The organism is Halomonas pelophila, assembly GCF_040196315.1.
Taxonomy (GTDB): domain Bacteria; phylum Pseudomonadota; class Gammaproteobacteria; order Pseudomonadales; family Halomonadaceae; genus Halomonas; species Halomonas pelophila.
Genome location: NZ_JBEGCI010000002.1, coordinates 320826 through 333246 on the forward strand (window position 1 = coordinate 320826; position 12421 = coordinate 333246).

Genomic DNA, 12421 nt, shown 5'->3' on the forward strand with positions numbered 1-12421 from the left:
ATGGCCATGCTGGGCAAGCGCCGACCGAAACGGGCCCCGTCGGGCGTCTCGGGGCTGCAGGGACGAAAGGCCGATGACCGCCACGCGCCCGCCGCCTCTCACCGGCAGGAGCCCGATCTGCTGGAGATCCAGGGCCTGGCCCACGACGGGCGGGGCGTGGCCCGCTCCCCAGAGGGCAAGACGGTGTTCGTCGACGGCGCGCTGCCGGGCGAGCGGGTGAGAGTCGCCGTGCATCGCACCCGCAAGCGCTTCGACGAGGCGCACGTCCGCGAGCTCTTGACCCCCTCGCCGGAGCGCGTTACGCCGCCGTGCCCCCACTTCGGTCGCTGCGGCGGCTGCGACCTGCAGCACCTCGCCCTGCCGGCCCAGCGCCGCCACAAGCAGACGGTCCTCGAGGAGCTGCTGGGGCGCCAGGGCATCTCGCTGGACGCATCGCCTGCGCTGCTGGCCGGGGCGGGCGAGGACTACCGCCGCCGCGCCCGCCTGGGCGTCAAGGTCGACGCCGATGGTCGGGTGCATCTCGGCTTTCGCGCCCGTCATACCCATCGCCTGGTCGACATCGACTCCTGCAGCGTGCTGGTGCCGGCCCTGGAGGCCCTGCTGGCGCCTCTGCACCGGCAGCTTTCCGCGCTCGAGTCGCCGCGCCAGGTCGGACACCTCGAGCTGCTCGAAAGCGATCGCGGCGTGGTGCTGGTGGTACGCCAGCTGCGCGAGCATGCGGGCGACACCCGCCGCTGGCAGGCCTTCGCCGAGGCCCAGGGCGTGCACCTCGCCCGCTGGCTGGGTCGCGAGGGCCCGGCCTTCGAATGGCTGACGCCGGTGCCGGCGCTCGAGTGTCGGGTGCCGGGGCCATCCGGCGAGATCGCGCTGCGCGTCGAACCCGGGGACTTCCTCCAGGCCAATGCCGAGGTCAACCGCCTGATGGTCGGCGCCGCGCTCGCCTGGCTCTCGCCGCTCGTCGGGAAGGCCCGTCTGCTCGATCTGTTCGCCGGCGTCGGCAACTTCAGCCTGCCGCTGGCCGCGGCCGGCGCCCGGGTCACCACGGCGGAGGGCAGTCCGGCGATGGTCGAGCGCCTGGCCGATAACGCGCGAGCCAACGGCCTGGATATCGATGCACACCAGGCCGACCTCAATGACCCGGCGGCGGTACGCGCGCTGCTCGCGGCGACGCGACCCGAGGCGGTGGTGCTGGATCCGCCCCGGGAGGGCGCCGAGGCGGTGAGCCAGGCGCTGACGGCGCACCCGGTGCCCCACCTGCTGTATATCTCCTGCGATCCGGCGACCCTCTCGCGGGATGCGGCACACCTCGTGCAGGGCGGATACCGGATCGTGCGTGCGGCGGTCGCCGACATGTTCGTGCACACCTCCCACCTGGAATCCATGCTGATGTTCGAGTTCACGGGCTCGGCTCGCGACCCCCAAGGAGCGCCAAGCGATGGTTAAAGTGCGTGAGGATCAGCCGTTGACCCAGGAGGGGGCGGTCGATATCGACCTGTGGCTGACGCGCCTGCAGGACGACGTGAAGCTGCGCGACGTCGCGGAGATGGATCAGGCCTGCCGGCTCGCCCAGCACCTGGAAGAGACTTCCGGGCGCCCCCACAAGACCTGGCTTCTGGACGGCTCGAGCTTTCGCATGGGGCTCGAGATGGCCGATATCCTCGGCGAGCTCAAGCTCGACCAGCCGGCCCTCGAGGCCGCGGTGCTCTATCGGGCGGTGCGCGAGCGGCTGATCGGCCTCGCCGAGGTCGAGAAGCGCTTCGGCCACGAGGTCGCCGGACTGATCGACGGCGTGCTGCAGATGGCCGCCATCAGCACCTTCCAGGCGCCCAGCCAGGGCCTCACCCAGCACGATCAGCAGGACAACCTGCGCAAGATGCTGGTCAACCTGATCGACGACGTGCGCGTCGCCCTGATCAAGATCGCCGAGCGCACCTGCGCGCTGCGCCAGGTGCGCGACGCGCCGCGCGAGAAGCGCCTGCAGGTGGCCCGCGAGGTGTTCGACATCTATGCCCCGCTGGCCCACCGGCTGGGTATCGGCCACCTCAAGTGGGAGCTCGAGGACCTCTCCTTTCGCTACCTGCACGAGGACGACTACAAGACCATCGCCCGGCAGCTGGCCGAGCGGCGCCAGGATCGCGACCGTTACATCAGCGAGGTGGTGGAGACCCTCAAGTCGCTGATGTCGGCCCAGGGCATCCGTCGCTATCAGGTCGACGGCCGCGCCAAGCACATCTATTCGATCTGGCGAAAGATGAAGCGCAAGCGCATCGACTTCTCCCAGGTTCACGATATCCGGGCGGTGCGCATCCTGGTGCCCGAGGTGAGCGACTGCTACACGGTGCTGGGCATCGTCCACTCGCGCTGGCACCACGTGCCCAACGAGTTCGACGACTACATCGCCAACCCCAAGAAGAACGGCTACCAGTCGCTGCACACCGCGGTCCTCGGCCCGGAGAACAAGGTGCTGGAGATCCAGATCCGCACCTTCGCCATGCACGAGGAGGCCGAGCTCGGGGTCTGCGCCCACTGGCGCTACAAGGGGCACGATACCAGCGCCCGCAGCGCCAGCTACGAGGAGAAGATCGCCTGGCTGCGCCAGGTGCTCGAGTGGCACGAGGAGGTCGGCGACTTCGGCGACCTTCGCGAGGGGCTGACCAGCGACGTGGCGCCGGATCGCATCTACGTCTTCACCCCCGACGGCCACGTCATCGACCTGCCGCGGGTGGCCACGCCCATCGACTTCGCCTACCGGGTGCACACCGAGGTCGGGCATCGCTGTCGCGGCGCCAAGGTCGACGGGCGCATCGTGCCGCTCACCTATCGGTTGAAGACCGGCCAGCAGGTGGAGATCCTCACCGCCAGCAAGAGCGGGCCGAGCCGCGACTGGCTCAACCCCAACCTGGGCTACGTGCGCACCTCCCGGGCCCGCGCCAAGATCCAGGCCTGGTTCAAGCTGCAGGCGCGCGACCGCAATCTCGAGGAGGGCCGGGCGCTGTTCGAGCGCGAGATGAAGCGGCTCGACGTCGAGGGCATGGATCTCACCCGCCTGGCCAACAAGGTCAACTACCCGACCCCGGAGGACATGTATGCCGCCCTGGGGGCCGGCGACCTGCGCATCGGCCAGGTGCTGCACCAGGCGCAGCAGCTGTTCGGCGAGAGCGACGATCAGGAGCAGCTCGACCGCCTGCTGGCCAAGCCGCGCAAGGCCACCGGCAAGGGCCCTGGCGGCGACATCACCGTGCTCGGCGTGGGCAACCTCAAGACCAGCATGGCCAACTGCTGCCATCCGGTGCCCGGCGAGTCGATCGTCGGCTTCATCACCCAGGGGCGTGGCGTCACCGTGCATCGCCAGGACTGCCCCAACATCCTCCAGTTGCGTCTCGATGAGCCGCAACGCATCATCGAGGTGGAGTGGGGGGAGCGCGCCCGCACCCTGTATCCGGTCGACATCGAGATCCAGGCCTGGGACCGCTCGGGGCTGCTGCGCGACGTCACCGGCGTGCTCAGCAACGATCGCCTCAACGTGCTCTCCGTCAACACCCTCACCGATACCGACGACGGCATCGCCCGCATGTCCATCACCGTCGAGGTCGACGGCCTGGAGACCTTGGGGCGGCTCTTCTCGCGCATCCAGCAGCTGCCCAACGTGATCGAGGTGCGGCGCCTGCGCGGCGGCGGCAAGAAGGGCAAGGGCAAGAGGAAGGCCACATGAGCGACACCCGCCACGACCTGAACCACCTGCTGGAGCTGATGGCCGTGCTGAGAGACCCCCAGCAGGGCTGCCCCTGGGACGTCCAGCAGCACTGGGACTCCATCGTGCCGCATACCCTCGAGGAGGCCTACGAGGTCGCCGATGCCATCGAGCGGCGCGCCTGGGACGAGCTGCCCGGCGAGCTCGGCGACCTGCTCTTCCAGGTGGTCTACTACAGCCAGTTCGCGGCCGAGGAGGGGCGCTTCGACTTCCACGACGTGGTCGACACCCTGACCGCCAAGATGCTGCATCGCCATCCCCACGTCTTCCCCGACGGCACCCTGGCCTCGCGGCGCGAGGGCGTGAGTGCGGCCGAGGTCCAGACCCGGCAGGTGCACTCGCGCTGGGAGTCGCTGAAGGCCGAGGAGCGCGCCGAGCGCGCGCGCGAGGAGGCCGAGGCCCTCTCGGTGCTCGACGACGTGCCGCGGACCCTGCCGGCGCTCGCGCGGGCCGCCAAGCTCTCCAAGCGGGCGGCTCGGGTCGGCTTCGACTGGCCCGATGCGCGCGGCGTGCTGGCGAAGATCCGCGAGGAGCTCGATGAGGTCGAGGAGGCCCTGGCCGAGGGTGATCGCCGGCATGCCACGGAGGAGGTAGGCGATCTGCTGTTCGCCGTCACCAACCTGGCGCGCACCCTCAAGGCCGACCCCGAGCAGTGCCTGCGCCACACCAATGCCAAGTTCGAGCGGCGCTTTCGCCACGTGGAGGCGGCGCTGGCCGCCGAGGACGTGCCGCTGCCCGAGGCGGGCCTGGCGGCCATGGAGCGCCACTGGCAGGCGGCCAAGCGACACGACGTCCCCCACAAGGAATCGCCGCAAGGAGAGACCCGGCCATGAGCCATGATCTACATGAATCACTGCGTGACAACGTTCGTATCCTGGGCGACAGCCTCGGGCGCACCATCGCCGATGATCTCGGGCCGGGCTTCGTCGATCGCATCGAGGCCATCCGCGGCTTCGCCAAGGGCGGCCGCCAGGGCGAGCACGGCAGTCAGCGCGAGCTGATCGAGTACCTGCGCAAGCTGCCCGACCGCGACCTGCTGCCGGTCACCCGCGCCTTCAACCAGTTCCTCAACCTCGCCAACATCGCCGAGCAGCACTATCGGGCGCGCTTCCGTCGCGTCGAGGATTACCGGCCCGGCACCCAGCCGGTGCTCTCCGAGCTGCTCGAGCGCGCCCGGGGCGCCGGCCACTCGCCGCGCAAGCTGGTCGAGAGCCTCGCCGGCATGCGCGTCGAGCTGGTGCTCACCGCGCATCCCACCGAGGTCATCCGGCGCACCCTGATCCAGAAGTACGACGCCATCGACGACTGCCTGACCGCCATCGAGTCCTCCGGCGACTACCCGGAGCGCGGCGTGCGCGCCCAGGGGCGCCTGGAGGAGCTGATCAGCCAGGCCTGGCACACCGACGAGATCCGCCACGAGCGGCCGACCCCGGTGGACGAGGCCAAGTGGGGCTTCGCGGTGATCGAGAACTCGCTGTGGCAGGCGGTGCCCGATTTCCATCGCGACCTCGACAACCTGCTGCTGGAGACCGCCGGCGAGCGCCTGCCGCTGGATGCCGCGCCGATTCGCTTCGCCTCCTGGATGGGCGGCGACCGCGACGGCAATCCCAACGTCACCGCCAAGGTGACCCGCGAGGTGCTGCTGCTGGGCCGCTGGATGGCCGCCGATCTCTACCTGCGCGACCTGGAGCAGCTCAAGGCCGAGCTCTCCATGTGGAAGGCCAACAGCGCGCTGCGCGCCGAGGTGGGCGAGGTGGCCGAGCCCTACCGCGAGCTGCTCAAGCGCCTGGTGACCCGCGTCGAGGCGACGCGGGACTGGGCCAAGGCACAGCTGGACGGGCGCAGCGTCGACGACGGCCCGATCATCGAGACCCGCGATCAGCTCTATGCGCCGCTGCTGGCCTGCTACCGCTCGCTGTGCGACGTCGGCCTGGACACCATCGCCAACGGCGTGCTGCTCGACACCCTGCGCCGCGTCGCCGTGTTCGGCGTGACCTTGACCAAGCTCGACCTGCGCCAGGAGGCCAGTCGCCACGCCCAGGTGATGGAGGAGCTCACCGACGGCCTGGCCCTCGGCCACTATCGCGACTGGGACGAGGCGACGCGCCAGGAGTTCCTGCTCGCCGAGCTGGCCTCCCGGCGTCCGCTGATCCCGCGGCGCTGGGAGTGCTCGGCGGAGTCCCGAGAGGTCATCGACACCTTTCGCGTGATCGCCTCCGAGCATCGCGAGGCGCTCGGCACCTACATCATTTCCATGGCCGGTGAGCCCTCCGACGTGCTCGCCGTGGCGCTGCTGATGAAGGAGGTGGGCGGCGCCGTGAGCCTGCCCATCGCGCCGCTGTTTGAGACCCTCGATGATCTCGACCATGCCGGTGAGGTGATCGACCACCTGCTGGCGCTGCCGGGCTACCGGGAGCTGGCCGGCGATAGCCAGGAGGTGATGATCGGCTACTCGGACTCCGCCAAGGATGCCGGCCAGCTGGCCGCCGCCTGGGCGCAGTACCGCGCCCAGGAGACGCTGGTGGAGGTGTGCGATCGACACGGCGTCGACCTGACGCTGTTCCACGGTCGCGGCGGCACCGTGGGGCGCGGCGGCGGCCCGGCCCATGCGGCCATCCTCTCCCAGCCGCCGGGCTCGGTGAACGGCAGCCTGCGGGTGACCGAGCAGGGCGAGATGATCCGCTTCAAGTTCGGCCAGCCGGAGATCGCCCTGCGCTCCATGGAGATCTACGCCTGTGCGGTGCTCGAGGCGAGCCTGCTGCCGCCGCCGTCGCCGCGGGCGGAGTGGCGCGAGGAGATGGATCGCCTGGCCAAGGTGGCCCACGGCGCCTACGTGAGCGTGGTGCGCGAGGATCCCGACTTCGTGCCCTACTTCCGCTCGGTGACCCCGGAGGGGGCGCTGGGTCGCCTGCCGCTGGGCTCGCGGCCGACCAAGCGTCGCCAGGACGGCGGGGTGGAGACCCTGCGGGCCATCCCCTGGATCTTCGCCTGGACCCAGACTCGCCTGATGCTGCCGGCGTGGCTCGGCAGCGGCGAGGCCTTCAGCGAGCGCCTCGAGACGCCGGGCGGCCTCGAGCTGCTGCGCGAGATGCGCCAGGAGTGGCCCTTCTTCGGCACCTATCTCGACATGTTGGAGATGCTGCTGGCCAAGGCCGACGTGGACATCGCCGCCTACTACGAGCATCGCCTGGTGGACGAGCCGGCCCTCAAGGCGCTGGGGGAGCGGCTGCGGACGCGCTTCGGTCGCCTCCAGGACGCGGTGCTGCAGGTGCTCGACCAGCAGGCACTGCTCGAGGGTACGCCGTTGATTCGCCAGGCCATCGACGTGCGTAACCCCTACATTGATCCGCTGCATGGCCTCCAGGCCGAACTGCTGCAGCGTAACCGCGATGCCGACGGAGCCATCAGCGCGGACCTGTCGCGGGCCCTGATGGTCACCATGGCGGGCATCGCGGCGGGGCTTCGCAACACCGGCTGATCCCTGGTCGACCCGGCCCTGCCCGATGCGACGTTGGGCGGCCGACGACATCGCCCCGGCCATCACTGGCCGGGGCGATGTCGTTTATAGCGTGGGATCAGTGGGTTCGACAGGTCAGGGCGTTTAGAAGGGAAAATGAATCGAGGCGGTCATCAGGTTGAGATGCTCGAGGGCCGGGGCATCGATCTGCTCGAACTCGAAGCGGCTGACCACCTGGCGAAACTGCAGGCGAGCCCCGAAGCCCTGGGTCCTCGCCGTGCCGCGGCTCCCCGCGGCGCGATCGTCGCTGCCGATGGGGTCGCCCTGCCACTCCGCCAGTCCCGCCTTGGCGTAGAGGCCGAGGTCGCCGACGCGCACACCGGCCATCAGGCTGCCGCCCAGGCTGGTGGTGTCGTGGAGTCGCGAGCCATCCTCCCCGGCGATCGGCACGTCGTCGCTGCGCTGGTAGCTGAGTTCGGCGCCCAAGTCTAGCCGGGGCAGGCTCTGGGGGGTGAAGCCGGCGGTGAGGCGAAAGCCGGAAGTGGTGCCATCGAGGGTGGCGACGTCGTCGCCCTGAACGAGCATGCCGTTGTCGAGCAGTACCAAGGGCTGGGCGATGCCGCCGTAAGCGGGCATCTCGGCCTCGATCTCTCTGTCGGCGTCGAGTTCAAGCTCGATGTCGGCCTGGCAGGGCAGGGCGACGAACGCCAGCAGGGCGGTCAGGGCGATAAGGTGGCGCGAATCCGGATGCATGATCTCCGACCTTGAGTCGGCAGTGGGGGTGCCGGCCCGGAATTATCACCCTCTCAATCTAGCAACCGTCCCCAGGTTGCGCCAATGCGTCGGCGCGCGCCCGCAGGGCGGTCAGGTGATCGGCCAGGTCGGGCGCCGCCAGGCCGTGCCGCTCGGCCGCGGCGAGCAGCGGCGCGAGGATCGCCTCGTGTTCGGTGAGTCGCCCGGCCTGGACGTCCTGCAGCATGGAGGCGCGGTTGGCGGCCGTCGCCTCGATGACCTGCCACACCAGGCGCCGCCAGCCCTCGATCCCCTCGCCATCGGGCGGCGCGACGCCCTCGGCGGCGAGGATCGGCGCGAGCTCGGCGAGCAAGGTCTCGACCCGGGGACGATAAAACGCGTCGCAGAGCTCGCCGTTGCGGATGCCGAACTGGGCCACCAGCGGATTGATCGCCGCGTTGACGGCGAGCTTGCGCCACAGCCGCCGACGGATGTCGTCGACCGCCTCGGCGGGCAGGCCCGCCGAGGCGAGCGTGTCGGCCAGGTGCACGGCGAGCTCGCCGTGGCGGCCATCGAGGCTGCCGAGGAAGGTGTGGCCGTGCCCGGCATGAGTCACTCGGGCATCGTCCTGGACATGCGCTCCCTCGGTGGTGCTGGCGCACAGCACCGGCCCCGCGTGGCGTTCACTGAGCCGCGGCTGGCAGGCGAAGCCGTTCTGCCACAGCACCAGCGGCACCCCGTCGGGCAGGTGGTCGGCCAGGGCGGCGTGGGCCGCCTCGGCGCCGTGCGCCTTGGTGGTGAGATGCACCACGTCGGGGGGCGGCGATGGCAGGGCCTCGATGTGGGCCACGCCGACTCGGCGCACCAGCGCCGCATGCTCCGGGGTGATCAGCGTCTGTTCGGCGGGCAGGGTTCGGCGGGCGATCAGCGTCACCTCGGCCGCGCCGGCCAGCCGCAGGGCGATCAGCCGGCCCAGCGCGCCGGGTCCGACGATCCAGTGTCGCGTCAGGGTCATGGCGGCTCTCCTTTCAAATTCATGGCCACGGCATCGTGGGCGGCAAGCGTCCGCGGCACGCGTTCGCAGCAGGCGTTCGCATCACGCTTTCGCAATACACTAGGCGGCGGCGCGGTGCATCATGTTTTCCGGGTGCGCTTGGTCGCGGCGGTGCTGCGGCGGCGAGGGGCGCCGCGTTTCTTGCCGCTCCTGGCGCGAGGTGCCGGCGCCTGCTCCCCCTGGGCGCTGGCGAGCGCGGTGCGGATCTTACCGGCGTCCGCGGCGCTGAGCAGGCCGCGCAGGTCCTCGATCAGCGCCGCCAGGAAGGGGGCCGGATCGTCGCCCTGCTCGGCGATGGCGCCCAGCCGCTGCTCCCACAGGGCGGTGCGCTCGGGGCGCCCGGCCGCGTCGGGCAGCGAGGCGATCAGCGCGCTGCCCAGCCGGCTGGCGCGCAGCGCCTTGGCCTGGCGCACCAGATAGCCGCGCTCCACCAGGGTCTCGATGATGCCGGCCCGCGTCGCCTCGGTGCCCAGGCCGTCGTGCTCGCGCAGGGTGCGGCGCACCGCCGGGTCGTCGACATAGCGGGCGATGTTCATCATCGCCTTGATCAGGCTGGCGTCGGTGAAGGGCTCGGGGGCGCGGGTCTCGCGATCCTCCACGCCGGCCTCTGCCACCCGGCAGGCCTCGCCCTCGTTGAGCGGTGGCAGGGGCGGCGCCTCCTCGCGGGTGGTGAACAGCGGCTTCCAGCCGGGGTCGAGGACCTCCTGCCCCTTGGCGCGGAAGTGCTCCTCGAGGATCAGGAAGTCCGCCTTGACCTCGCGCACGGCCAGGAGCGGGTAGAACTGGGCCAGCACGTTGCGGGCGATCAGCCGGAAGACGTCCGCCTCGGCCTTCTCGAGCCGCGACAGATCGGCGGGCTTGCCGGTGGGTGCCAGGGCGTGGTGCGCGCCGACCCGCTTGTCGTTCCAGGCCTTGGAGCGATGTGAGAAATCCGCGCCGGCGAGCCAGCCGCGCAGTGTGTCGTCGGCTCGACAGGCGCCCTCGAGGGTGGTCCGGGCGGCGGCGAAATGCTCCTCGGGCAGGTAGCGGCAGTCCGAGCGCGGGTAGGTGATCAGCTGATGGCGCTCGTAGAGGCGCTGGCAGACGTCCAGGGTCGCCTTGGCCGAGAGCCCGTGGCGACGCGCCGCGTCCACCTGAAGCGCCGAGAGCGAGTAGGGCAGGGGCGCGGCCTGGCGCTTGTCGCGGCTCTCCAGCTGGGTCAGCCGGCCCTGGGCGCCGGGCAGGCGTTCGGCCAGCTCGGCGGCGGGTTCCCGCGCCAGTAGTCGCCCCTGATCGTCCAGGGGATGGGCTTCGCCGGGCTGCCACCAGGCCCGCAGTCGGCCCTGGGCGACAGCGAGATCGGTCCATAGCACGAAGAAGGGCGTGGGCCGGAAGTCACGGATCTCGGCGTCGCGGCGCACGACCAGCCCCAGCACCGGCGTCTGCACCCGGCCTACCGAGAGCACCCCGTCGTGGCCGGCCTGTCGCCCGCTCACTGTCCAGGCGCGGGTCAGGTTGATGCCGTACAGCCAGTCGGCCCGGGCCCGCGACTGGGCCGCCCGATAGAGGGGCGTGAAACGGGCATTGTCCTCGAGCCGCCCCAGCGCCCGCTTGACCGCCGGGCGGTTGAGGTCGCTGACCAGCAGGCGCGAGACCGGGCCCTTCCAGCCCAGGTGCTCGATCACCTCCTGCACCAGCAGCTGGCCCTCGCGGTCCGGGTCGCCGGCATGCACCACCTCGTGGGCGTCCTTGAGCAGCTTGCGGATCACCGCCAGCTGGCCGCGCGCCTTGGGGCGGGGCATCAGCTTCCAGCGCTCCGGCAGGATCGGCAGGGCGTCCAGGCGCCACTGCTTGAGGGCGGGGTCGTATGCGTCCGGCGGCGCCTGCTCCAGCAGGTGGCCCAGGCACCAGGTGACCGTGGTGTCGCCGACCACGACGGCCCCGTCGTGACGGCGCGGGCTGCCGGGCAGCGCGTCGGCGATGGCCCGGCCCAGGCTCGGTTTTTCGGCGATGATCAGGCGCATGGCGGCTCGTCGGAGGAAATGACATGGACATTCTTCCAGTATTCTCAGCGCCTCGCCAGGTGTAAGCTGGCTCTCAGGTGTACAATGGTTGTACAAATTTATGCGAGGAGATAAGGCGATGCGCGAAAGTGGCCGTACTCGACGCCTGCTGGGCCTCGGCGCCCGCACCGGAGGGGCGCTGATCCGCACCCGATTGGGGGGGCAGGCCGACTGGCGGGCCCTGGGCGAGGCGCTCTTCGAGGGGCTCTCCGAGCTCAAGGGGCCGGCCATGAAGCTGGCCCAGATCATGTCCCAGTGGGACGACCTGCTGCCGCCGGATCTCGCCGAGGAGCTCGCCCGCCTCCAGCGTCAGGCCGAACCCATGCCCTGGGCCGATATCCGGCATACCCTGGTCGAGCAGTACGGCGAGCTCGACGCGCGGTTTCGCGAGATCGAGCAGCGCCCCTTCGCCAGCGCCTCCATGGGGCAGGTGCATCGCGCCGTGACCCACGACGGCGAGACCCTGGTGCTCAAGGTCCAGTACCCGGGGCTTGCCGAGGTGCTGGAGAGTGATCTGGCTCAGGTGCGGCGCCTGATGCGCCTGGGACGCTGGTTCAAGGTACCCCAGGCGCGCCTCGATGCGCTGTTCGAGGAGCTGGCGGTGAGCCTGCGCGGCGAGCTCGACTACCATGCCGAGGCCGAGGCACTGGCCCGCTACCGCGCGCGCTATGCCCATCTCGACCGGCTGGTGATCCCCGAGCCGCTGCCCGAGTTCTCGGGCCCGCGAGTGCTGGCCATGCGCTATGTGGCCGGCACCCCGCTGCGCGAGCTCGAGGAGGCCGACCATGAGCTTCGCCAGCAGGTGGCGGTCACCCTCGCCGACTGGCTGACCGAGGAGCTCTTCACCCATGGGGAGCTGCACGCCGACCCCCACGCCGGCAACTTCGCCGCGGACGAGGCGGGGCGCCTGGTGATCTACGACCTCGGCGCGGTGATCCCGGTGCCGGAGGCACGCCTCACGGCGATGATGCATCTGCTCGAGGCGACCCTCGAGGGCGATGCCATGGCCATGGACGCCGCGCTGCTCGAGCTTGGCGGCCGCCAGGGACAGGGTGCCCCGCTGTCGCTCTACCGCGAGTCGGCCGAGGCGGTGTCGCCGCTCTTCCAGCCCGGCGAGCAGGACTTCGGCGACGTGCGGGTGCATCGTCGGCTGCGCGAGCTCTCGCCGAAGGTATGGGCGGCCATGGATCGCCTGCAGCCGCCGGCAGACACCCTGCTGCTGTCACGCACCCTGAATGGCCACTACTGGAACCTCGTGCGCCTCGGCGCGCGCCTCGACATGCACGCCCGCACCCGCGCGCTGCTGCCGAGCGCGCCGGCCTGACCACCTGCCCAGCCCCGCGGCGGGCTGGTAGACTGTGCCCTTTTTGCGGATGCGGAGAGTG

The 12421-nt window shown here is 70.7% G+C and carries 8 protein-coding genes; 5 read left to right on the plus strand and 3 right to left on the minus strand.

Going from position 1 to position 12421, the window contains the following annotated elements; genetic code table 11:
• From ABE957_RS03280 to ppc, 4 genes are read left to right on the plus strand one after another with little or no spacing between them, the layout of a single operon-like run.
• The gene (locus ABE957_RS03280) at positions 1 to 1443 is read left to right on the plus strand and encodes a TRAM domain-containing protein (RefSeq protein WP_349757242.1); all 1443 of its coding nucleotides are present in this window, start codon (positions 1 to 3) and stop codon (positions 1441 to 1443) included.
• Positions 1436 to 3712, plus strand: coding sequence for a GTP diphosphokinase (relA, locus tag ABE957_RS03285; protein WP_349757244.1), 2277 nt, complete (start codon positions 1436 to 1438; stop codon positions 3710 to 3712). The genes ABE957_RS03280 and relA overlap by 8 nt, the downstream gene beginning before the upstream one ends.
• Positions 3709 to 4584, plus strand: a complete 876-nt coding sequence (gene mazG / locus ABE957_RS03290; protein ID WP_349757245.1) for a nucleoside triphosphate pyrophosphohydrolase — start codon at positions 3709 to 3711, stop codon at positions 4582 to 4584. The genes relA and mazG overlap by 4 nt, the downstream gene beginning before the upstream one ends.
• Positions 4581 to 7229 carry a phosphoenolpyruvate carboxylase gene (gene ppc, locus ABE957_RS03295; RefSeq protein ID WP_349757246.1) on the plus strand — a complete coding sequence of 883 codons (2649 nt, stop codon included), beginning with the start codon at positions 4581 to 4583 and terminating at the stop codon, positions 7227 to 7229. Before mazG ends, ppc begins: the two co-directional genes overlap by 4 nt.
• A 123-nt stretch (positions 7230 to 7352) precedes the next feature.
• On the opposite strand, the gene ABE957_RS03300 is transcribed toward ppc, so the two are convergent.
• From ABE957_RS03300 to ABE957_RS03310, 3 genes are all read right to left on the minus strand, one after another.
• Positions 7353 to 7961 (minus strand): hypothetical protein, encoded by a 609-nt coding sequence (locus tag ABE957_RS03300; protein WP_349757247.1) that lies wholly within the window; start codon positions 7959 to 7961, stop codon positions 7353 to 7355.
• Between the two features lie 58 nt (positions 7962 to 8019).
• Positions 8020 to 8955 (minus strand): ketopantoate reductase family protein, encoded by a 936-nt coding sequence (locus tag ABE957_RS03305; RefSeq protein ID WP_349757248.1) that lies wholly within the window; start codon positions 8953 to 8955, stop codon positions 8020 to 8022.
• Positions 8956 to 9074: 119 nt separating this feature from the next.
• On the minus strand, positions 9075 to 10997 hold the full coding sequence (locus ABE957_RS03310) for a DNA topoisomerase III (protein WP_349757249.1): 1923 nt from the start codon (positions 10995 to 10997) through the stop codon (positions 9075 to 9077).
• A gap of 118 nt (positions 10998 to 11115) precedes the next feature.
• Between ABE957_RS03310 and ABE957_RS03315 the strand changes: the two genes are divergently transcribed.
• A complete protein-coding gene (locus ABE957_RS03315; protein ID WP_349757250.1) occupies positions 11116 to 12360 on the plus strand; it encodes an ABC1 kinase family protein in 1245 nt (414 codons plus the stop codon).
• The last annotated feature ends 61 nt before the right edge of the window (positions 12361 to 12421 follow it).

Excerpts from the sequence above, each read along its gene's own strand:
- ABE957_RS03280 (WP_349757242.1), top strand. The coding sequence starts at position 1 with ATGGCCATGCTGGGCAAGCGCCGACCGAAACGGGCCCCGTCGGGCGTC.
- relA (WP_349757244.1), top strand. The coding sequence starts at position 1,436 with ATGGTTAAAGTGCGTGAGGATCAGCCGTTGACCCAGGAGGGGGCGGTC.
- mazG (WP_349757245.1), top strand. The coding sequence starts at position 3,709 with ATGAGCGACACCCGCCACGACCTGAACCACCTGCTGGAGCTGATGGCC.
- ppc (WP_349757246.1), top strand. The coding sequence starts at position 4,581 with ATGAGCCATGATCTACATGAATCACTGCGTGACAACGTTCGTATCCTG.
- ABE957_RS03300 (WP_349757247.1), bottom strand. The coding sequence starts at position 7,961 with ATGCATCCGGATTCGCGCCACCTTATCGCCCTGACCGCCCTGCTGGCG.
- ABE957_RS03305 (WP_349757248.1), bottom strand. The coding sequence starts at position 8,955 with ATGACCCTGACGCGACACTGGATCGTCGGACCCGGCGCGCTGGGCCGG.
- ABE957_RS03310 (WP_349757249.1), bottom strand. The coding sequence starts at position 10,997 with ATGCGCCTGATCATCGCCGAAAAACCGAGCCTGGGCCGGGCCATCGCC.
- ABE957_RS03315 (WP_349757250.1), top strand. The coding sequence starts at position 11,116 with ATGCGCGAAAGTGGCCGTACTCGACGCCTGCTGGGCCTCGGCGCCCGC.